Source organism: Streptomyces sp. NPDC029164, from assembly GCF_055563995.1.
The window spans coordinates 32,885-52,871 of the sequence record NZ_JBVHWW010000013.1; the positions used below are offsets into that span (position 1 = coordinate 32,885).

Genomic DNA, 19,987 nt, shown 5'->3' on the forward strand with positions numbered 1-19,987 from the left:
GCACGGTGAGGATCGGGGCATGGGCGTCGTCCTGCCGGTCCTCTTCGCGCTGTTCGCGGCGCTCAGCAACGCGCTCGCCACGGTGCTCCAGCGGCGCGCGGCGCTCACCGTGCCGCAGAGCGACGGCTTCCGCTTCAGCCTGGTCCTCGACCTGCTGCGGCGGCCGGTGTGGGTGGGCGGGATCCTGGCCGTGATCGCGGCCGGTGTCGGTCAGGCCCTGGCGCTGGCCACGGGGGCGCTGGCCCTCGTACAGCCGCTGTTCGTGCTGGAGCTGCCGCTGGCCCTGCTGATCGCCTCGCTGGTGACGCGTCAGCGGCTGCCGGGGGCGCTGTGGCTGGCCGTGGCGGGCGTGGTGGCGGGGCTCGGGATCGCGCTGGTGGCCGCCTCGCCCCAGGGCAACCGTACGGACGTGCCGGCCGCGCGGTGGGCGGTGGCCCTGACGGCCTGCGCGGTCGTCGTGGTCCTGCTGGCCGTGGCCGGACTGCGCCGCCCGCCCGGCCGCGCGCGGGCCGGTTGCCTCGGCGCGGCCACCGCCGTCTGCTACGCGCTCACCGCCGCCCTGATGAAGTCCTCGGTGCACGTCCTCGACGACGGCGGCCTGGGCGCGTTCCTGACCTCCTGGGAGACGTACGCCTTCGGCGCGAGCGGGATCTGCGCCCTGCTGCTGCTCGAACACGCCATGCAGGGCGGGCCGCTGGTCGCCTCGCAGCCCGCGCTGACCCTCGGCGACGCGAGCATCAGCATCGCACTGGGCGTGATCCTGTACGAGGAACACCTGCGGTCGGGCTGGTGGTTGCTCCCCCAGCTGCTGGGCATCGCCCTGATCTGCACGGCGGTGTTGGCCCTCGCGAAGGCCGGGGACGGCGCTCCCTGAGGACGGGTAGCGTGCCGGTCAGTCGAGCGGAGGGCGGGATCCATGCGAGCGGTGGTCTTCGAGCGGTACGGCGAGCAGGCCGAGGTCAGGGACGTGCCGGAGCCTCGGCCGGCGGCGGGCGGTGTGGTGGTGCGGGTGGAGGCCACCGGGCTGTGCCGCAGCGACTGGCACGGGTGGATGGGGCACGACCCGGACATCGTGCTGCCGCACGTCCCCGGACACGAACTGGCGGGCGTGGTCGAGGCGGTGGGGGCCGGGGTGTCGAACTGGCGGGTCGGCGACCGCGTCACCGCGCCGTTCGTGTGCGCCTGCGGAAGCTGCGCCGAGTGCGCGGCGGGTGACCACCAGGTCTGCGCGCGGCAGACCCAGCCCGGGTTCACCCACTGGGGGTCCTTCGCCGAGTACGTGGCCCTGGACCACGCCGACGTGAACCTGGTGGCCGTGCCCGAGGAACTCTCGTACGCCACGGCGGCCGGGCTCGGCTGCCGGTTCGCGACGGCCTTCCGGGCGGTGGTGGCACAGGGCAGGGTCGCGGCGGGCGAGTGGGTCAGCGTGTACGGCTGCGGCGGGGTAGGTCTCTCCGCGGTGATGATCGCGGCGGCGGCCGGGGCGCGGGTGGTCGCCGTCGACACGGCGCCGGGGGCGCTGGAGCTGGCACGGAAGTTCGGCGCCGCGCACGGAGTGGACGCCACGGCGTGCGCCGACACCGCGCAGGCGGTGCGGGAGTTGACCGGCGGGGGCGCGCACCTCTCGCTCGACGCGCTGGGGTCCCCGGCGACGGCCGCGGCCTCGGTGAGCGGCCTGCGCCGCCGGGGCCGGCACGTACAGGTGGGCCTGCTTCCGGCGGCGTCCGGCGTGGCGGTCCTGCCGATGGACCGGGTGATCGGCTGGGAGCTGGAGGTCCTCGGGAGCCACGGAATGGCGGCGCACGCGTATCCGCCGATGATGGAGCTGGTCCGGGGCGGGGCGCTGCGCCCGGACCTGCTGGTCACCTCGACGATCCCGCTGGACGCGGCCCCCGCGGCGCTGTCCGCGATGGGCTCGGCCGCGGGAGCCGGGGTCACGATCATCCTGCCGGGATCGGGGGCGCGCGGCTGAGCTGCGAAGCCGACCCGGTTCGCCCCGAACGCCCCCTCGATCCCGACGTACGTCGCCCGGCCAGGCCCTGTCGGCTACCCCGGCAGGGGGGTCCGCGCGTACGTGCCCGACAGCAGGTGGCCCGCGCCCGGGGCCACGGCGTCCAGGTCAAGGGCCCGGAGCATCTGGTGGGCGGTGCAGACCGCCGCGGAGACGACCGGCTTGCCCAGGAGCTGTTCGGCCTCCTCGATGGCGCCCAGGGACGGCATCTGCACGCAGGCCGAGAGCACCACGGCGTCGGCGTCCGAGTACCGCAGCGCCTGCGCGAGGCCCGGCAGCCGGGCCGGGTCGTGGGCGGCGACGTCGAGGTTGTCCGGGATTTCGAGGGCCTCGTAGTCGAGGACCTCGATGCCCTCGTGCGTGAGGTAGTCCACGACGGTCCGCGTGAGCGGGCGCATGTAGGGGGCCAGCAGCGCGATCTTCTTGGCCCCGATGGTGTGCAGTCCGTGGACGAGGGCTCCGGCGCTGGTGACGACGGGGGCCGGGGCGCCGTTCTCGACGGTGCGGGTGTGCAGCCGCTGTTCCGAGGTCCGGTGGTAGCCGAGGCCCATGCTCATGATGGCGACCAGGCAGGCGTAGCCGAGTACGTCGACCCGGGCGTCGGACAGTTCCACGGCGCAGCGGTCGGAGTCGGCGTCCATGGCCCTGAGCTGTTCCGGGGTCACGTGGGTCATGCGCATCCGGCTGGAGTGGAAGGTGAAGCGCTCGTCGGGGGCGATGGCCTGGCGGGCCCGGAGGATGGCCGGGACCTCGGTTTCCATGGTGACGTTGGAGCTCGGCACGATCTGGCCGATGCGGTAGGTGCGGGGTGCCACGGGGTGCTCCTCAGCGGGCGTCGACGACGGGGTTGGTCAGGGTGCCGATCAGCTCGACGGTGGCTTCCACCGTGTCACCGGGGGTGAGGAACTCCGGCGGGACCATGCCGGCGCCGACACCGGAGGGCGAGCCCGTCGCGATGACGTCGCCGGGTTCCAGGGTCATGCCGGAGCTGATGTCGGCGATGAGGCGGGCGATCGGGAAGAGCATGTGGCGGGTGTTCGACTTCTGCTTGGTGACGCCGTTGACGCGCAGCGAGAGGTCGAGGGCCATGGGGTCGCGGATCTCGTCGCGCGTCACGATGACCGGGCCGAAGGGGGCGTAGGAGTCCTGGCCCTTGGAGAAGAACCACTGGCCGGAGCGGCGCTGGTCGCGGGCGCTGATGTCGTTGATGATGCTGAACCCGAAGATGTGGTCGTACGCCTCCTCCTCGCTCACCCGGTGGGCGGTGCGGCCGATGACGACGGCGAGTTCGCACTCCCAGTCCAGCTGGGTGGTCAGGTCGGCGTTGTGCAGGATCGGCTGGCCGGGGCCGGTGACGGCGGTGGCGGGCTTGCCGAAGAGCACCGGGCGCGGCGGCAGGTCCTTGTCGGTGTCGAGACTGCGGCTGGACTCCTCGACGTGCTCGATGTAGTTGAGGCCGACACCGATGATCTTGCCGGGGCGCAGCGGGGCGCGCAGGGTCACGTCCTCCGGCCGGTGGACGGCGCCGGCGAGCGGTCCGGCGGGGCCGGCGGCGAGCAGCTGCCGGGCGGCTTCCTCCGCGGCCGGGCCGGCCTGGACGAAGGACAGCAGGTCGTGCGGGAGTCGGACGCCGGCGTGGTCGGCCAGGACCGCGAGGTCGAGGACGAGGCCGTCGGCCTCGACGCCCAGGCGTTCGGTGGTGTCGTCGGGGCCGTGGGTGAAGGTCAGCAAGCGCATGCGGGGGCTCCTCGTGGGTCAGGCGGCGGTGACGGTCTGGTGCCCGCCGTTGTCGGCGTACGCCTCTTCCCGGTGGAAACCGAGCGAGCGCATGACGGGGAAGTCGTTGAAGGAGAAGAGGCAGGCGTCCTCGGTCTGGTCCAGGTTGTGGTGCTCGTGCCAGGCCCAGGAGGGGACGCAGAAGATGTCGCCCTGCTTCCACTCGAAGCGCTGTCCGGCGATCACCGAGACTCCGCGGCCCTTGGCGGCCGTGTAGACCACCGAGCCGGTGTGGCGGTGGGCGAGGGTGGCCTGGCCGGGGCGCAGCAGCTGCATGTGGGCGCCCATGGTGGGCATGACCGAGCCGCCCGTCACCGGGTTGGTGTACTCGGCGATGACCCCGTCGTACGGGGAGCCGTCGCTCGCCTTGGCGAGGCCGCGCAGGGCTTCGTACGTGGACTCCCAGGGGTAGGCGAGCAGCGGCGAGTAGGGCCGGGTCCACTTCTCCACCCCGTACGGCAAGAGGTTCGCTCCGTAGGTCAGGACCGAGGAGTTGATGACCTTCCCCGGGGTCTGGTACAGGTCTGGGTGGACCTCGTAGAACCCGGCGTCCAGGGCGTTGACCAGTGGGATGTCGAGTCCGTCCTGCCAGATGACGGGGGCGTCGTCGGAGTCGTTGCCGTGCTCGTGCCAGGTGCCGTTCGGGGTGATGGCGAAGTCGCGGGGCCCGACCTTCAGCTTCTGTCCGTCGACGATCGTCCAGGCGCCGGTGCCCTCGTGCACGAAGCGCAGGGCGGCGGCCTGGTGCCGGTGGGCGGTCATGGCCTCGCCGGGTCCCATGATCTGCAAGCCGGTGTAGAGGAGTCCCGCGGCGGCGCTGACGTCCTTGCGGCCCGGGTTGACGAGCATGACGACACGGCGGCCGGCGTCGTCGCCCTTGACGAGGCCGAGGGCCCTGAGGACGTGGGGGCGCAGTTCGTCGTAGCGCCACAGCACGGGCACGGACCGGGGCTGCGGGTACCAGGGCTCGATGTCGTTGGCCACGGTCCACAGGGCGCCGGCGTCGAGGGCGCCGAGCTCTGCGTAGTACGCGGTGAGTTCGGGGGTCTCGGACACCCGGGCGCGGCCGAGCATGGTGTCGTCCTGCTCCATGGTCATACGTCCTCCTCAGGGGTGGCGGTGTCGGTGAAGGGGGCCGGGGGCACGGTGAAGGTCACGGGCAGCCGGGGGCGGTTGTCGACTTCGAGGCGGAAGATGTCGAAGCGGTTGTAGTGGCCGGTGATGTCGTGCATCTGCTTGGGCTGGATGCACCGGGCCAGGTCGATCTCGCCGTAGACGATTCCCTCGTCGTCCACGAGGGGTTCGGTGACCGGGCGGCCGTCGGGGCCGAAGATCCCGGACAGGGCGCTGCGGGGGCGGGTGAACTGCTTGCGCAGTTCCTCGTCGTCCCCGGCGATCAGGTCGACGATCTCCGGGGAGATGGTCGAGCAGGCGACGACGGAGAAGACCTTGCCCTCGAAGCTGTGGGCGGCGGTACGGACGGCGATCGCGTCGGCCATGTCGTAGTCGGCGGGGGCGACGGGCAGGGCGATGTAGCAGGAGGCGTGGACGAGTTCGCCCTGCGCGAGGAGGGTGAAGCGGGCCAGGGTGTTGGTGTTCTCGCCGCAGGCGAGCGCGCCGAGGGGGCCGACGGGGGTGGAGTGGACGACGAGTGAGCTGCCGTCTCCGCCGGTCCAGGTGAGCTTCTCGGCCCAGGTCGGCACCAGTTTGCGGTGGACGCCGAGGAGGGCGCCGTCGGGTCCGATGGTCAGCAGGGTGTTGTAGAGGACGCCGAGGCTGTGCGGGGCGCGCTCGTTGACCCCGATGACGAGGACGATCCCGTGCTGGCGGGCCGCCGCGCGCAGGGCGTCGACGTGCGGGCCGGGGATGTCGACGGAGGCCCGCTGGAGCCGCTCGAACCAGGGCGAGCCCTGGACCGGGTTCATCGTCCAGTTCCAGTAGGGGTAGCCGGGGACGAACACCTCGGGGAAGACGACGAGTTCGGCTCCGTTGGCCGCGGCCTCTGCGATCAGGGCGACGGCCTTGTCGACGGTGGCGGCGGGGTCGAGGTAGACGGGTGCGGCCTGGACGGCCGCCGCGGTGAAACGGGGCAGGTTCTCCCTGTCCATGGGCATGGGGACCTCCTGCTATCGGGCGACGGGAGCGGGCGCCGCGGCGGCGCGCGGCAGCCAGCGGCGGTGGGCGGACTCGGCGGGCTGCCGCAGGAGTTCGAGGCGGGGCGGGATCCGGTCGGTGCGGGCCGACGGTGGCCGGCCGCTGCCCGCCCGCCAGGCGCGCGCCCAGGGGGCGGCCGGGCCCTGGTAGCCCTGGGCCGCGGCGGCGTGCAGGGTCCACAGCGGGTCGTGGATCTGCGCGCGGCCGACGCCGCACAGGTCCGCCCGGCCGGCCAGGATGATCGAGTTCACGTCGTCGTACGTGGAGATCGCGCCGACGGCGATCGTGGGGACGCCGGTGGCGTTGCGGATGAGGTCGGCGTAGGGGGTCTGGTAGCTGCGGCCGTAGCGGGGCCGCTCGTGGGAGACGACCTCGCCGGTGGAGACGTCGACGGCGTCGGCGCCCGCCTCGGCGAGCGCGCGGGCGATCGCGACCGCGTCGGCCTCGCTGGTGCCGCCCTCGGCCCAGTCGGCGGCGGAGATCCGCACGAGCAGCGCCTTGCCGGCCGGCCACACCTCCCGTACGGCGCGCAGGACTTCGAGCGGCAGCCGCAGCCGGCCGTCGAGGTCGCCGCCGTACTCGTCGGTCCGCAGGTTGGTCAGCGGGGACAGGAACCCGGAGAGCGCGTGGCCGTGCCCGTACTGGAGTTCCAGCACGTCGAAGCCGGCCCGGTCGGCGCGCCGGGCGGCGCTCACGAAGTCCCGTACGAGGGCTTCCATATCGGCCCGGTCGGCCTCGCGCGGCACCGGGCTCCGCTCGTCCCAGGCCAGCGGGGAGGCGGCGATCGGCTGCCGGTCCTGCGCGGCCGCGCGGCGTCCGGCGTGGGTGAGCTGGATGCCGAGGCAGGTGTCGGACTGGCCGTGGACGAAGTCGGTGATGCGCCGCCAGGCCGCTTCCTGTTCGTCGTTCCACAGGCCGGGGCAGCCGGGGGTGGCCCGGCCGTCGGCGCTGACGGCCGTCATCCCGGCGAGGACCAGGCCGGCGCCGCCGAGCGCCTGCGTACTGAGGTGGACGAGGTCGAAGTCGCCGGGGACGCCTTCGCGCGCGGTGTGCAGGGCGGTGGGCGGTACGACGACCCGGTTGCGCAGCAGCAGTCCGCCGAGCGGGTAGGGCCGGAACATCGGCGGCACGGTCGAGGAGCGGTTGACCGCGGTGGTGAACTTCTCGTCGCGCACGCGCAGGTTGTCGTAGGTGACGCGGCGGCTGCGGGTCAGGAGGTTGAAGGCGAACTGGTACGGGTCCTGGCCGGTGTAACGGTCGATGTGCTCGAACCACTCCAGGCTGGCCTGGGCCGCGCGCTGGGTGGACTCCACCACCGGCTTGCGCTCGTCCTCGTACGCGGCGAGCGCGGTCGGCACATCGGGGTGTTCGTGCAGGCTGGCGGCGAGGACGAGGGCGTCCTCCATGGCGAGCTTGGTGCCGGAGCCGATGGAGAAGTGCGCGGTGTGGGCGGCGTCCCCGAGGAGGACGATGTTCTCGTGGCGCCAGGTGCGGTTGCGGACCGTGGTGAAGCGCAGCCACTTGGAGTTGTTGGGGATGAGGCGGTGGCCGTCGAGGTGGTCCGCGAGGAGTTCCTCGCAGCGCCGGATGCTGTCCTCGTCGCTGGCCCCGGGCGGATGGTCGCGGTCGGCGAACTCCTCGAAGCCGGCGCGCCGCCAGGCGTCCTCCGCCATCTCGACGATGAAGGTGGAGCGGGTGCCGTCGTAGGGGTACGCGTGTACCTGGAGGGCGCCGAAGTCCTGCTCGTCGACGATGAAGGTGAAGGCTTCGAAGACCTTGTCCGTGCCGAGCCACATGTAGCGGCCGGCGCGTTCGTCGAGGTCGGTGCCGAAGGTGTCGGCGTAGGCGGCGCGGGTGGCCGACCGTACGCCGTCGCACGCCACCACCAGGTCGTACGACGCGGCGAGTTCGGCGGCGGGCGGGGCCTGGGTGCGGTAGCGGACGTCCACCTCCAGGGCGGCGCAGCGCTCCTGGAGGATCCGCAGCAGGTGCCGGCGGCCGAGGGCGGCGAAGCCGTGGCCGCCCGAGGTGAGGGTGGAGCCCCGGTAGCGGACGTCGATGTCGGCCCAGCGGGCGAACTCGGCCGACATGGCCGCGTGGATCTCGCGGTCGGCCTGGGCGATGCCGTCGAGCGTCTCGTCGGAGAAGACGACACCGAAGCCGAAGGTGTCGTCGGGGGCGTTGCGTTCCCAGACGGTGACCTCCCAGTGCGGGGAGAGCTGCTTGGTGAGGGCCGCGAAGTACAGTCCGCCGGGCCCTCCTCCTATGACTGCGACGCGCACGCCGTACCTCCTGGTGATTGCGCGGATTCCGCGCGGGTGAGCAGTTCGGGTTCCTGCGGCCCGGCCGTGTCCAGCCGTTCCCGTACGTCGGCGGGCCAGGGGGTGGACCCGGTGGCGTGGGCGGCCGAGTGGGCGATGACCATGCGGCCGGTGGCCGCCTCCGCGCCCTGTTCTCCGCGCACGGTGAAGGCGTAGTGCAGGGAGGCCGTACCGACCTTCGTGACCGTCAGCTCGGTGCGTACCGCCTCGCCGAACCAGAGCCGGGCCCGGTAGTCGGCCTCGAAGTGCACCCGGGGCGTGCTGCCGAACAGGTGGGCCAGGCCGAGGCGGTGGAGCAGGACGGCCTCGGCCGCCTCGACCCAGCGCACGACGGTGGAGTGGTGGTAGTGGCCGGCGGCGTCGGTGTCGGTCCACTCGACGCGGCGCTCGACGATGACGCTGGGCGGCAGGAGCGACGGTGTGGGTGGTGGGGACGGCGGCGCGGACGGCGGCGCGGACGGGCCGGGTCTCGCCGTGTCGGAGAGGGCGCGCTCGCGCAGTGCGCCGCGGCGGAGCTTCCCGGTGCCGGTGCGCGGGAGTTCCGTGACGAATTCCACGGCGCGCGGGTACTTGTACGGGGCGATGGTCTGCTTGACGTGGGCCTGGAGCTCGCGGACGGTCTCCTCGGCGGCCGGGACGCCGGCGCCGAGGACCACGTAGGCCTTGACGACCATGCCGCGCCGCGTGTCCGGGGCCCCGACGACCGCGCATTCCGCCACGTAGGGGTGGATGGCCAGGGCCTTCTCCACCTCGGGGCCCGCGATGTTGTATCCGGAGGACACGATCATGTCGTCGCTGCGGGCCACGTACCAGAAGTAGCCCTCCGCGTCGCGGATGTAGGTGTCGCCGGTGATGTTCCAGCCGTTCCTGACGTACGAGGCCTGGCGCGGGTCCGCGAGGTAGCGGCAGCCGGTGGGGCCGGTGACCGCCAGCAGGCCGGGCTGCCCGTCGGGGACGGGATCGCCCTGCTCGTCGACGACGGCGGCGCGGTAGCCGGGGACCGGGCGGCCGGTGGCGCCGGGCCGGATGTCCTCGTCGGCCGCGGAGATGAAGACGTGCAGCATCTCGGTGGCGCCGATGCCGTCGATGATGCGCAGCCCGGTGGCGGCGTGGAACTCGTGCCAGACCGCGGCCGGCAGCGCTTCGCCGGCGGACACGCAGCGGCGCAGCCCGGCCAGCCGGTCCACCGCCCCGCCCTCCATGATCGCGCGGTAGGCGGTGGGCGCGGTGAAGAGCACGGTCACCCCGTGGGCCGCGACGAGTTCGGCCAGTTGCAGCGGGGGCGCCTGCTCGATCAGCAGGGTGGCGGCCCCGACGGAGAGGGGGAAGACCACCAGCCCGCCGAGCCCGAACGTGAAGGCGAGCGGCGGGGTGCCGGTGAAGACGTCGTCCGGGCGGGGTTTGAGGACGTGCCGGGAGAACGTGTCGGCGTTCGCGAGGACGTCCCGGTGGAAGTGCAGGGTCGCCTTCGGGCGGCCGGTCGTCCCGGAGGTGAAGGCGATCAGCGCCACGTCGTCCGCGGCGGTGACCACGGTGGTGAACCGGCCGTCCTTGGCCGCGCAGAGTGCGGTCAGGTCCGTGGGTCCGGGACCGCCGTACGTGAGGACGGGCAGGTCGGGCAGGTCGGGCAGGTCCTGCCCGCCGGGGCGGCGGGCCGGGTCGAGCTCGTCGGCGTAGCGGTGGTCGCACACGGCGAGCAGCGGCCGGCTGATGTCGGTGAGCTCGGCGAGCTCGGACGCGCGCAGCATCGGCATGGTGGTGACGGCGACCCCGCCGGCCTTCAGGATCCCGAACCACGTGGCGACGAGCCACGGGTTGTTGGGGCCGCGCAGCAGGACGCGGTTGCCGGGGACGAGGCCGAAGTCCTCGGTGAGGACCTGGGCGACCTGGTTGGCGCGGTGCTGCAGTTCGCCGTAGGTCCAGCGCTCGGTCGGGGTGAGCAGACAGGGGCGGTCGGGGCCCAGCCGTTCGACGGCGTCGTCGAGCAGGCGCTGTGCGCAGTTGAGCCGGTCCGGATAGTCCAACTCCGGTAGGTCGAAGTGGAGTTCGGGCCAGAGAGCGAGGGGTGGCAGCCGGTCACGACAGAAGGAATCGGCGTGCGCGGAAGGGGAGAGCTCCATGGGGCGGCACCTCAATCAGGGAGCAGCGGGGAGACGGGTGCAAGATATGTCGAATATTTGGCGTGCGTCAATGTCTCGCGATATCCGAGGAGCGCGACCCGCGTCGCGGACATCCGCGCGGCAGCTCAGGCCGCGGGTATCCGCACGCGGACGGACTTCCCGAACTCGTGGACCATCACGGAGAGTTCGCCACCCAGCTCGGCCGTCATCAGCTGCACGATCAGCAGTCCCCGCCCGTCTTCGGAGTCCGGGTCGATCTCGGCACGCGGAGCGGGCAGCCGCGGCAGCCCCGCACCCCGGTCCGCGACCTCCAGCCGGAGCCAGCCCCCGCCGACGGCCACCCCGACCCGCATCCGACCGGCTCCGGCGTGCCGGACGACGTTGCCGACGAGCTCACTCACCGCCAGCAACAGGACGTCGGCCGCGCCGCACGGGACCCGCCAGCCGTCGAGCGTGGCGCGCACCCGGGCCCTGACCTGCGGAACGCTCGCGGCGACGGGGTCGGCGACCCAGTGGACGAAGCTCCGGACCGCGGGAGGGGCGGAACTGCCGGTGGTGGTGAGCATGACGTGCTCCCGGAGGGGGAAGGCGGCGCGTCCACTGGCGCGTCTCGCGCAACGGCTCCAGAAGTCGGGGCGCCCCTGGGCTTGTAGTCAGCGGAAATGCGTCGCTAGAGTCGTGATTACACGTGTAACAAGCTACGCCTCCCTCGGTGACTCGCGCAAGCATTTCGGACATTCGACGCGAAGCCTGCACGCCGCCCCCGCCGGGACCGCCGCATTGGAAGGGCCGCAATGACGCAATCCCCACCCGCCGAGTTCGACATCGCCGACATGACCTGGCCGCCCCCGCCGTACCAGTCCCCCGTGCCGCCCGTGACGGGCGCGGACGGGGTACGCCGCTTCGACGGGGTCACGTACGCGACCACCCCCGGCTACCGCCCCCGCCTGCTCGACGTCCAGGTGCCCGCGGGCGAGGGGCCGTTCCCGGCGGTCGTCTGGATCCACGGCGGCGGCTGGCTGGACGGCGACCGCCGGTACCCGCCGCCGACCGTGCCCGCCGCCCTCCTGCACGGGGCGGTACTGGCGGCCGGGCTCGCGATCGTCTCCATCGACTACCGGCACAGCCTCGAAGCGCCGTTCCCGGCCCAGCTGCACGACGTGAAGGCCGCGATCCGCTACGTCCGCACGTTCGCCGGCACCCTCGGCATCGACCCGGACCGGATCGGCGTCTGGGGCGAGTCCGCGGGCGGCCACCTGGCGGCGCTCGCCGGGCTCGTCGGCCCCGACAGCCCGCAGGCCGCGGCGCTGGAGGGCACGCACGGCGTCGGCTCCGGCGACACCGGGGTCCTCGCGGTCGTCGACTGGTACGGCGTCTCCGACCTGGTCGCCCTGGCCGCGCACCCGATGCCGGCCATGGCGTCCGGGATGGAGTTCCCCGATCCCTACGAGGCCCTGCTGGGCGCCTCCGTGGCGGAGAACCCGGAGGCCGCCCGGGCGGCGAGCCCGGTGACGTACGCCGCGGACTCGACCCCGCCGCCGTTCCTGCTGGTCCACGGGACCCGGGACGGCCTGGTCCCGTACAGCCAGAGCGAGGTCCTCGCCGAGGCCCTGAGGGGTGCCGGGGGCGAGGTCACCCTGCGGCCCGTGGACGGCGCCGACCACATCTTCCTCGGGGCTCCGGACATCAGGCCGATCGTCGAGGAGAGCGTGGCCTTCCTCGCCCGGCACCTCGGCGCGGGGGCCTGACGGCCGGTCCCGCCCACGCGTTCCACCGCGGGGGGGCGGCCCGGCCGCATCCCCCGCGTTCCCCAAGCCCCTCCCCTTTCCCCACCTCCTTCCCTCCCTCCCTCCCTCCAGAGCACACACGGCCGCGGGCACTCCCGCGGCCGCGAGAGGCACCGCCATGCCCGGCACTCCGGTCATCACCCCGAACGACAGACCCGACAGACCCGACGGCCCCCGCGCAGCCGCCCGCCGCACCGCAAGCGCGTCACCCCCGCGCCGCGACCGCGGAGTCCTCGTCGCGGCCCTCCTGCTCCTGGCGGCCGCCGTGGTACCGGCCCTCGTGGTCCGCTCCGACGTCACGCATCCGCCCTTCCAGGGGCTGGACGAACGCTGGCTGGTCTGGATGGGCGGCCCCCACGAGGGCCTGTACCTGGCCGCCGCCACGGCCCTGAACTGGTTCGGCGGCCCGGTCGGCGCCATCCTCCCGCTCACCCTGCTGACCGTGTTGCTCGTCCGCGGGCGCTGGGCGTCGGCCGGTTTCCTGCTCGTCGGCTACCTCGGCGGCAACATGCTCGTCATCCAAGGGCTCAAGCACCTGGTGGACCGGCCGCGGCCGGCCAACCCCCTGGTCCGCGTCGACCACGGCTCCTTCCCGTCCGGGCACGCGGCCACGGCGGCGCTGCTCGTCGTCACCGTCGGCGTGCTCCTGGTCCCGGCCGCCCGGCGGCGGGCCTGGTGGTTCGGGGGCGCGGCCTTCACCCTGGCCATGATGTGGAGCCGTACCTGGCTGCACGCGCACTGGCTGACCGACACCGTGGCCGGCGCCGCCGCGGGCGCGGGCGCCGGCCTGCTGGTCTGGTGGCTCTTCCAGCCCGCCCTCGCACGGGAACGCGTACGCCGAGCGCCCGGCGCCACCGCGCCGTCCGAACAGCCGGCCTGACCCTCTACGCCGTCTCTTCCGGGTCGCGCCGGGAAGGACACACGCAGAAGGGGTGCCCGGCCGGGTCGGTGAAGACGCGCCATCGTCGCCCACCCGGCTGGTGCTCCGGCTTGGTCGCGCCCAGCTCCAGGAGCAGCGCCTCAGCCTCGTCGAGGTCGTCGACGTCGAAGTCGACGTGGGCCTGTTGCGGGACGGTGTGGTCCGGCCAGGTCGGCGCCCGGTGACCCTCGACCCGCTGGAAGCCGAGGAAGAGCCCGCCCTCCCCGGTGAGTCCGGCGAAGTCAGCGTCGGACGCGGGGTGGGGTTCCAGCCCCGTGGCGCGCTGGTAGAACGCGGCCAGCGCCACGGGGTCGGCGCAGTCGAGCGTGATCGCGGTCAGTTTCAGTCTCGGAGGCACGTCAACTCCCTGCCGTCCGGCACGCTGCCCGGCGTGCGCTCTCGAATTCCGTCCTCGCTCACGAGGTCAGGCGGGGGACCAGGACGGCTTCCACCGCCGGCACGGGCGTCGCCGTACCCGTCTCGATCAGCTCGTGCACGGCGTCCGCGATCCGTGCCGCCGACGGCATGTCCAGGCGGATCGTGGTGAGCGCGGGCTGCTGGAGTGCGGAGAGGACGAGGTCGTCGCAGCCGACGAGCGCGACCTCGTCCGGTACGACGATGCCCTCGGCCTGGAGCGCGTGGAGCAGCAGCGCCGCGTACTCGTCGTTGTACGTGAAGACGGCGTCCAGCCCGAGGCTCGGCCAGCGCTGGGCGAGGGCCCTCCCGGACTCCCGTGTATAGGCCAGTTCCACCGGGGTGACGGTCGCCATGCGCCGGGCCGCAACCGACTCGGCGCCCGCGAGGCGCGGCTGCGCGAGGGCGCCGAGGCCCCTCTCCTGGGGCATGACCACGCCGATCCTGGTCCGGCCGCGCTCGATGAGGTGCTCGGCGGCGGCGGCGCCGATGTGGCTGTGGTCGAAACCGATGGTGTGCACGCCCTCGACGGGGTGGGACGCGAAGGCCAGCAGCCCGCGCACTCCGGCACGGCCCAGCAGCTCGGCCGCCTGGGGGGTGAAGCGGTCGCCGTCCAGGGCGACGACGGCCGCGGGGCGCAGCTCGGCCCAGGCACGGGCGGCGTCGACGGGGTCGGCGAAGCGGCCCGCGTGGAGCACGGCCGTGTAGCCGAGCTGGTCGAGTTCGCTGTGCAGGTCGTCGACCCAGTCGCTGACGAGGCGGCCGATCGCGGAGATCGACGCGGGCATCAGGACGAGGTTGCTGCGGCCGGCGCGCAGGGACCGGGCGGCGGCGTGCGGTACGTAGCCGAGGTGCCGCGCCGCGTCGAGCACCCGAGCCCGGGTGCTCGCGCTGACCCGATGGCCTTGGGTGTCGTTGAGCACGAAGGAGACCGTGGCACGCGACACCCCGGCGAGGCGGGCCACGTCGGCGCTGGTGATCGACGCGGGGACGTGAGTGTCTTTCGCCATGACGTCCCTCGATGCTCCTTGTGCGCTGCTTGCTCCTTCCTTTCAGGTTACACGAGTTAGATCAAGGGAGCGGTGGCGTGCCCAGACGTGCGCGCGGGGCCGTGCAGGAGCCGGGAGGCTCCCGCCAGGTCGTCCAGCGCGGTGACGACGGAATCGAAGCGCATCGTCGTGCGCCGGCGGGTGTCGTACGGCTGCCAGTGCGGCAGGTCCGGATGGTTCGGGTCACCGGTGCGGACGAAGGAGATCCAGGCCCGGTGCATGGCGTACGCGAGACCGTCGCGGACGGCGGGAGCGAGACCGCCGCGGACGGCGGGAGCGAGTCCGGCCAGGAAGGGCGCGTGCGCCCACTGGTCGAAGTTGTCGAAGACGAAGGGCAGTTCGAGGCAGTGCGCGGCGCCGAGCCGGCCCTCGTAGGCGGGGGTGGGCAGGTCGAACTGGTACGCCCACACGGGGTTGCCCGCCGCGGCCCGGGCCTCGGCCAGCCGGACGGCGGGGACCCGGAAGAGCTCGTCCGTGATGAGGTCCATCAGCACGTCGGCCGGGCGGGCCCCGGGCCGGGCGCGCTCGTACGCCGCGTACACCTCGGCGGCGGCTTCGCTCCCGAAGGTCTCCGCGATCCGGTCGGTGACCTGCTCACGGGTGGCGGCGGCGTACCCCTCGTCGAGGGCGAACCCGAAGTTGGCCTCCTCCCTCGTCCAGCCGATCATGACGTCGATGCCGGCGGCCGCTCCGTTCAGCAGCGCCTGCGCCGGGTGGGTCCGGAGGGTGGTGCCGTCGATGACCGGCAGGAACGGCGTCGGCCAGTACCCCCACCGCATCGTCTGCGCGAAGAGTCCGCCGCCCGCCCCGATCAGCTGCTGCCAGGGCAGCGTGCGCAGCTCGGCCGGGTCCTTGGCGCCGGCCAGCTCCAGGTAGGCGGCGGTGCGCTCCAGACAGGCCTCCGGGCCGGGGAGGTCCAGGCCGAAGGGCGGGCTCTGCAGGATCACCCGCCGGATCAGCCCCTGGGTCTCGGGATGTCCGGCGAGGGCGGCGGTGGAGACCGCCCCGCCGGACTGGCCGGCGACGGTGACGAGGTCCGGGTCGCCGCCGAAGGAGGCGATGTTCTCCTTCACCCACTGCAGGGCGGCGAGCTGGTCGGAAAGCCAGGGGTTGCCACTGTCACCCTCCTCCCCCTCCGCCCCCTCCTCCCCCTGCTCGCCGGTGTAGAGGTAACCCAGCGGCCCGATGCGGTAGTTGATGCTCACGACGACGAGGTCGCCGTCGCGCGCGAAGGTCTCGCCGGAGTAGCCGGGCAGCGAGCCGGAGCCGGACACGAAGCCGCCGCCGTGGATCCAGACGAGTACCGGACGGCGGGCGCCGTCGGCAGCGGGCGTCCAGACGTTGAGGGTCAGGCAGTCCTCGTCGAACGGCGGCGACCCGTGCCCGCCGAGCACCGGGTCGCCGCCTTCCACGTACATCTGCGGTGCGCTCGGGCCGTCGACGGTGGCGTCCCTCGTGCCGCTCCAGCCGGCGTGCGGCCGCGCGGGCCGCCAGCGCAGGTCGCCGACGGGAGGGGCGGCGTAGGGCACGGCCCGGAAGACGGCGACCCCACGCTCGATCGCGCCGCGCAGGCGCCCTGCGGCGAGGTCCACCACCGTCGTCTGGTCCTGACCTGGGGAGTGGGGCATGAGCCGTTCCTTCCTGAGTGCGGCGCACCGGAGGCGCGATGACAGCGAGATTATGGCGTGAATTTAACGCCCGTCAACACTGCGCAATATATTGAGACGCCTCTCGGGGCCGCTCCTCACATCCACAGGCTGTCCGAGGCCATGCGCTCCGCTTCCACCTTCAGCAAGGGCGCGAAGACCCGCCACAGCACGAGGCAGGCTCCCGCGCCGAGGAGAACGCCGGCGAAGGTGTCGCTGAGCCACTGGGCGTGCAGCCAGGTACGGCTCCCCATCATGGCGAGGACGTACGAGGCCCCGATCACCCACCACCAGCGTCGCGCACGCGGCGGGAACACCACCACCGCGACCACGATCACGAGCGTCACCGAGGTGAACACCTGGCCGGAGGGGTACGAGCCGTCGTTGACCAGCACCCACGGGTGCGGCGGGCGCGGGCGGTCGGCCAGCGCCTTGAGCGGCAGGACGAGGAAGACGTTGGTGATCACGGCGGTCGTGAGGACGAACAGCCCCGAGCGCCAGCGCCCGTAGACGCAGAGACAGCCGATCAGCGCGAGCGGCAGGACGAGGCCGAACGGGCCGCCGAGCCGGTCGAGGAAGAGGGCGAACCCGCCGAACCCGTCCGATCCGCCGGATCCCTCGGCGGCGGAATCGTTCACCGAGGCGGCCCACCGGTCATCGAGCTCCTGGAAGAAGGGCTGCTGGTCCATCCGGAGCAGCAGCGCAACCAGGAACGCGAGCAGCAACAGGCCGATCCCGAAGGCGAGCGCGTGGCGCGGCGGGGCGGCGGGGAGGTGGTGCCGGGGCGGAGGGGACGGACGGGGCGGACGGGACGGCCGAGACGGCGGCAAGAGGGGCGGCGAGGGGTACATGGCGAGCCTTTCACGGCCGCCTCCCCGGGCGATGGGGGCGCACGGAGAGCAGCACGGAAGCGGGGACGGGAGCGAGCGGGAGGACGGACAGACGGGGGAACCGGGAGCGGAAACCGGAGGACCGGGAGCGGGGGCCGGGGGCTCGGGGACGGGTCGGGAGGGGAGGGGGTGGGGAAACAGGGAAGCGGAGACCAGAAAGCGGGAGTCCGGGAACGCGAGCCCGTGTGCGGGATGCACCACGAGCGCACCCCGCCTGGAGTGCGACCCCAGGGGCGCCCAGCCGGCCGGTCTGCACCCAGGGAGCGGCCCTACCCCGCGGATCGCGCGGCGAACGAGGGACCCGGCCCGTTGGGCCCCTCCCAGCCGGCCGCAGAACGCACGGCAGACAAGGGAGTCGGCACGGTGGAGCACCTCCCAGCCGGTCCCACAGATCGCGCGGCGCACGAGGGAGCCGACCCGTCGGCCCTCCCAGCCGGTCCGGCGGAACGCACGGCAGACGAGGGAGTCGGCACAGCGCAGCACCTCCCAGCCCGCCCCGCAGACCACACGACAGGCGGGAGAGCCGGCACCGTTGGGCACCTCCCAGCCCGCCCCACGGAACGCACAGCGGACGAGGAAGCCGGCACGGTGGCGCACCTCCCAGCCCACCCCACGGAACGCACGGCGGACGAGGAAGTCGGCACAGCGCAGCGCCCCTCAGCCCGCCCCGCAGACCACACGACAGGAGGGAGAGCCGGCACCGTTGGGCACCTCCCAGCCCGCGCCACGGAACGCACGGCAGGCAAGGGAGTCGGCGCAGTGGAGCCCCCCTAGCCGGTCCTGCGGATCGCGCGGCGGACCAGGGTGTCGGCACGGTGGAGCGCACCCAGCGGTGGCTGGGGATGTCGACGGCCGGGGGTCGTGCCGGGGCGCCTCCCGGCGGTGGCCGGGGAGGGGCGCTCCGCCGGGCCTCACGAGCCCGGGACCAGCGGCGCGATCGGCGCGGGAGGCCCCGGAGGGTGCCCGGGGTCCGGCCGGCCCGCCGCGCCTGGTCGGCGCGCCGCATCGTCACGTCGCCCGAGTGGGGAGCCGTACGGTTCGCGGCGCAGGAACCGCGCGCCGCGCGCCGCTCCGGCGACCAGGTCGTCGCGGTGCGGCACGGAGTATTGCCTATGCGTGACGGCCGCCACAAGTACAAGAGGGTTTTTCGACACATCAGCCTGCACAGTGACCTCAACGCGATGGTTACACGTCCTCTCACCACGGCCCCTCCATCGGTCACGATCTGCGCAACGACCCACCGCAGGCTCTGGCGGTGCCCGGAAATGGGTGCTACACAGTCTCCAACGCACTTGGTGACACGTGTAACAACATCAAGTAAACCGCGGTCGTCCGCCCCACCCCCGGTGACACCGCCGCCCGGCCTCCGCTCGCGGGGCGCCCTATCCCCCCACGCACCGCCACCTCCCCGCTCCGTCCCCCGAGGAGTCGTCATGGCCACGCCCGAAGCCGTAGATACACCCGTACCCCCGAAGCCGGAACCCGTCCGCCAGCGGGGGCTGCTGCCCCTGCTGCTGGTCGCCAACTCCGCGCTGATGGCCGTCTACATGGGTGTCGGCTCCGTCCTGCTCCCCACTCAGATCGCCGCGATCGCCCCCGATGACAAGGTCGCCGTCCTCGGACTGATCGGCGGCATCAGCGCGATCTTCGCCACCGCCTTCAACCCGATCGCCGGCGCCCTCTCCGACCGCAGCGGCCGCCGCAACCCCTGGATCCTGGGCGGCGGCCTGGCCTCGCTCGTCTTCCTGGGCCTGCTCGGCAGCGTGAACACCGCGCTGCTCGTCGGCATCGGCTGGTGCCTGATCCAGGCGACCATGAACATCTACCAGGCCGCGGTCACCGCGATCGTCCCGGACCGGATCCCCGCCGCCCGTCGCGGCACCGCGTCCGCGCTGGTGGGGCTCGGTCTGCCCATCGGTGGCACGGTCGGCGTGCTCGTCGCGTCGAACACCGCCGAGCACCTGCTCACCGGCTATCTGATCCTCGGCGCGATCGTCGCCGTATCCGCGCTGCTGCTCACCGGATTCTGCCGGGACGTCCCGCGCACCGAGCCCGCCGCCGAGGCGCCGGCCGCGCCCAAGCGCGCCCAATTGGCCGCCTTCCTCTCGGCCTTGGCCAACCACGACTTCCGCTGGGCCTTCATCGGCCGCGCTCTGATGGTCCTCGGCTACTTCGCCGTCGTCGGGTACCAGCTGTACATCCTCGACGACCACATCACGCTGCCCGCCGGGCTCACCCCGCCCGCCGCAATGGCCATCCTCACCCCGGTGTCGATGGTCGCGATGGCCCTCTCCACCGTGCTCGGCGGGCTGCTGTCCGACCGCCTGGACCGCCGCAAGGTGTTCGTCGGCGTATCGGCCGCGCTCGCCGGGCTGGTCATGGTGGTCCCCGTGGTCAGCCCGACCTGGACCGGCATGCTCGTCTTCAGCGCGCTCAACGGCCTCGCCTTCGGCTGCTTCATGGCCGTCGACACAGCGCTCGTCACCCTGGTGCTCCCGAGGGCCGAGGACGCCGCCCGCGACATGGGCGTCCTCAACATCGCGAACGCGGGACCGCAGATCATCGCCCCCTTCGTCGCCTCGGCCGTCGTCACCGTGCTGGGCGGCTACACCCCGCTCTTCCTGGTCGGCGGAGCCCTCTCCCTGATCGGCGCGCTCGCCATCCTCCCGATCCGCAGCGTGCGCTGACCCTTCCCCTACCCCCCTCCTTCTGGCCCCCTCCTCCGGGCCCCCTCCTCCGGGACCCCTGGCCCTCCCGCGAGACCGGGCCCGGCCCGAACTCCGGCGGGGGGGGGGGGGGGGGGGGGGGTCCTCCGGAAAACACAAGCCTCCCCCCCCCCCCCCCCCCCCCCCCCCTCAGGGGAAACCCGTGAGAAACAAGAGAGGCCTTCCTCCTGTCGA

At 73.2% G+C, this 19,987-nt stretch carries 16 protein-coding genes and 1 pseudogene; 5 read left to right on the forward strand and 12 right to left on the reverse strand.

What is annotated here, in order from left to right:
• The first annotated feature begins 19 nt into the window (after nt 1–19).
• Nucleotides 20–874: a DMT family transporter gene (locus tag ACZ4VT_RS14600; RefSeq protein ID WP_467949536.1), complete on the forward strand. Its 855-nt coding sequence runs from the start codon at nt 20–22 to the stop codon at nt 872–874.
• Between the two features lie 42 nt (nt 875–916).
• Complete coding sequence (locus tag ACZ4VT_RS14605; protein ID WP_467949538.1) at nt 917–1,972, forward strand: zinc-dependent alcohol dehydrogenase family protein; 1,056 nt, start codon at nt 917–919, stop codon at nt 1,970–1,972.
• Between the two features lie 74 nt (nt 1,973–2,046).
• Here the strand turns inward: ACZ4VT_RS14605 and ACZ4VT_RS14610 are convergent, their stop codons facing one another.
• The 8 genes and pseudogenes from ACZ4VT_RS14610 to ACZ4VT_RS14645 form a co-directional block, all read right to left on the reverse strand.
• Nucleotides 2,047–2,772: a maleate cis-trans isomerase family protein gene (locus ACZ4VT_RS14610; protein ID WP_467949802.1), complete on the reverse strand. Its 726-nt coding sequence runs from the start codon at nt 2,770–2,772 to the stop codon at nt 2,047–2,049.
• Nucleotides 2,773–2,836: 64 nt separating this feature from the next.
• Nucleotides 2,837–3,748: a fumarylacetoacetate hydrolase family protein gene (locus ACZ4VT_RS14615; RefSeq protein ID WP_467949539.1), complete on the reverse strand. Its 912-nt coding sequence runs from the start codon at nt 3,746–3,748 to the stop codon at nt 2,837–2,839.
• An 18-nt stretch (nt 3,749–3,766) separates the two neighbouring features.
• Complete coding sequence (locus ACZ4VT_RS14620; protein WP_467949541.1) at nt 3,767–4,885, reverse strand: cupin domain-containing protein; 1,119 nt, start codon at nt 4,883–4,885, stop codon at nt 3,767–3,769.
• Nucleotides 4,882–5,901, reverse strand: a complete 1,020-nt coding sequence (locus tag ACZ4VT_RS14625) for a carbon-nitrogen hydrolase family protein (RefSeq protein WP_362809367.1) — start codon at nt 5,899–5,901, stop codon at nt 4,882–4,884. The genes ACZ4VT_RS14620 and ACZ4VT_RS14625 overlap by 4 nt, the downstream gene beginning before the upstream one ends.
• 12 nt (nt 5,902–5,913) lie before the next feature.
• Nucleotides 5,914–8,223, reverse strand: coding sequence for an oxidoreductase (locus ACZ4VT_RS14630; RefSeq protein WP_467949545.1), 2,310 nt, complete (start codon nt 8,221–8,223; stop codon nt 5,914–5,916).
• Nucleotides 8,205–8,591 carry an acyl-CoA thioesterase gene (locus ACZ4VT_RS14635; protein ID WP_467949803.1) on the reverse strand — a complete coding sequence of 129 codons (387 nt, stop codon included), beginning with the start codon at nt 8,589–8,591 and terminating at the stop codon, nt 8,205–8,207. Before ACZ4VT_RS14635 ends, ACZ4VT_RS14630 begins: the two co-directional genes overlap by 19 nt.
• A 162-nt stretch (nt 8,592–8,753) precedes the next feature.
• Nucleotides 8,754–10,382: pseudogene (locus ACZ4VT_RS14640) on the reverse strand (AMP-binding protein); the annotation flags it as partial.
• Between the two features lie 125 nt (nt 10,383–10,507).
• Nucleotides 10,508–10,948: an ATP-binding protein gene (locus tag ACZ4VT_RS14645; RefSeq protein WP_467949548.1), complete on the reverse strand. Its 441-nt coding sequence runs from the start codon at nt 10,946–10,948 to the stop codon at nt 10,508–10,510.
• A 228-nt stretch (nt 10,949–11,176) separates the two neighbouring features.
• Here ACZ4VT_RS14645 and ACZ4VT_RS14650 point away from each other — a divergent pair, with 228 nt between their 5' ends.
• Both ACZ4VT_RS14650 and ACZ4VT_RS14655 read left to right on the forward strand, forming a co-directional pair.
• Entirely contained in the window at nt 11,177–12,130 is a 954-nt protein-coding gene (locus tag ACZ4VT_RS14650) for an alpha/beta hydrolase fold domain-containing protein (protein ID WP_467949550.1), read from the forward strand.
• 157 nt (nt 12,131–12,287) lie between these two features.
• The gene (locus ACZ4VT_RS14655) at nt 12,288–13,049 is read left to right on the forward strand and encodes a phosphatase PAP2 family protein (RefSeq protein WP_467949552.1); all 762 of its coding nucleotides are present in this window, start codon (nt 12,288–12,290) and stop codon (nt 13,047–13,049) included.
• 4 nt (nt 13,050–13,053) lie between these two features.
• On the opposite strand, the gene ACZ4VT_RS14660 is transcribed toward ACZ4VT_RS14655, so the two are convergent.
• From ACZ4VT_RS14660 to ACZ4VT_RS14675, 4 genes are all read right to left on the reverse strand, one after another.
• Nucleotides 13,054–13,446 (reverse strand): VOC family protein, encoded by a 393-nt coding sequence (locus ACZ4VT_RS14660; protein ID WP_467949554.1) that lies wholly within the window; start codon nt 13,444–13,446, stop codon nt 13,054–13,056.
• Between the two features lie 58 nt (nt 13,447–13,504).
• Nucleotides 13,505–14,512 (reverse strand): LacI family DNA-binding transcriptional regulator, encoded by a 1,008-nt coding sequence (locus ACZ4VT_RS14665; protein WP_467949556.1) that lies wholly within the window; start codon nt 14,510–14,512, stop codon nt 13,505–13,507.
• A 56-nt stretch (nt 14,513–14,568) separates the two neighbouring features.
• Nucleotides 14,569–16,179, reverse strand: coding sequence for a carboxylesterase/lipase family protein (locus ACZ4VT_RS14670; protein WP_467949558.1), 1,611 nt, complete (start codon nt 16,177–16,179; stop codon nt 14,569–14,571).
• 116 nt (nt 16,180–16,295) lie between these two features.
• Nucleotides 16,296–16,922: a phosphatase PAP2 family protein gene (locus ACZ4VT_RS14675; protein ID WP_467949560.1), complete on the reverse strand. Its 627-nt coding sequence runs from the start codon at nt 16,920–16,922 to the stop codon at nt 16,296–16,298.
• Nucleotides 16,923–18,520: 1,598 nt separating this feature from the next.
• Here ACZ4VT_RS14675 and ACZ4VT_RS14680 point away from each other — a divergent pair.
• Nucleotides 18,521–19,774, forward strand: a complete 1,254-nt coding sequence (locus ACZ4VT_RS14680) for an MFS transporter (protein ID WP_467949562.1) — start codon at nt 18,521–18,523, stop codon at nt 19,772–19,774.
• Nucleotides 19,775–19,987: the final 213 nt, after the last annotated feature.

What these genes read in the sequence shown, in the direction of transcription:
- ACZ4VT_RS14600 (WP_467949536.1), top strand. Translation starts at nt 20, where the DNA reads ATGGGCGTCGTCCTGCCGGTCCTCTTCGCGCTGTTCGCGGCGCTCAGC.
- ACZ4VT_RS14605 (WP_467949538.1), top strand. Translation starts at nt 917, where the DNA reads ATGCGAGCGGTGGTCTTCGAGCGGTACGGCGAGCAGGCCGAGGTCAGG.
- ACZ4VT_RS14610 (WP_467949802.1), bottom strand. Translation starts at nt 2,772, where the DNA reads ATGGAAACCGAGGTCCCGGCCATCCTCCGGGCCCGCCAGGCCATCGCC.
- ACZ4VT_RS14615 (WP_467949539.1), bottom strand. Translation starts at nt 3,748, where the DNA reads ATGCGCTTGCTGACCTTCACCCACGGCCCCGACGACACCACCGAACGC.
- ACZ4VT_RS14620 (WP_467949541.1), bottom strand. Translation starts at nt 4,885, where the DNA reads ATGACCATGGAGCAGGACGACACCATGCTCGGCCGCGCCCGGGTGTCC.
- ACZ4VT_RS14625 (WP_362809367.1), bottom strand. Translation starts at nt 5,901, where the DNA reads ATGCCCATGGACAGGGAGAACCTGCCCCGTTTCACCGCGGCGGCCGTC.
- ACZ4VT_RS14645 (WP_467949548.1), bottom strand. Translation starts at nt 10,948, where the DNA reads ATGCTCACCACCACCGGCAGTTCCGCCCCTCCCGCGGTCCGGAGCTTC.
- ACZ4VT_RS14650 (WP_467949550.1), top strand. Translation starts at nt 11,177, where the DNA reads ATGACGCAATCCCCACCCGCCGAGTTCGACATCGCCGACATGACCTGG.
- ACZ4VT_RS14655 (WP_467949552.1), top strand. Translation starts at nt 12,288, where the DNA reads ATGCCCGGCACTCCGGTCATCACCCCGAACGACAGACCCGACAGACCC.
- ACZ4VT_RS14665 (WP_467949556.1), bottom strand. Translation starts at nt 14,512, where the DNA reads ATGGCGAAAGACACTCACGTCCCCGCGTCGATCACCAGCGCCGACGTG.
- ACZ4VT_RS14670 (WP_467949558.1), bottom strand. Translation starts at nt 16,179, where the DNA reads ATGCCCCACTCCCCAGGTCAGGACCAGACGACGGTGGTGGACCTCGCC.
- ACZ4VT_RS14680 (WP_467949562.1), top strand. Translation starts at nt 18,521, where the DNA reads ATGGCCACGCCCGAAGCCGTAGATACACCCGTACCCCCGAAGCCGGAA.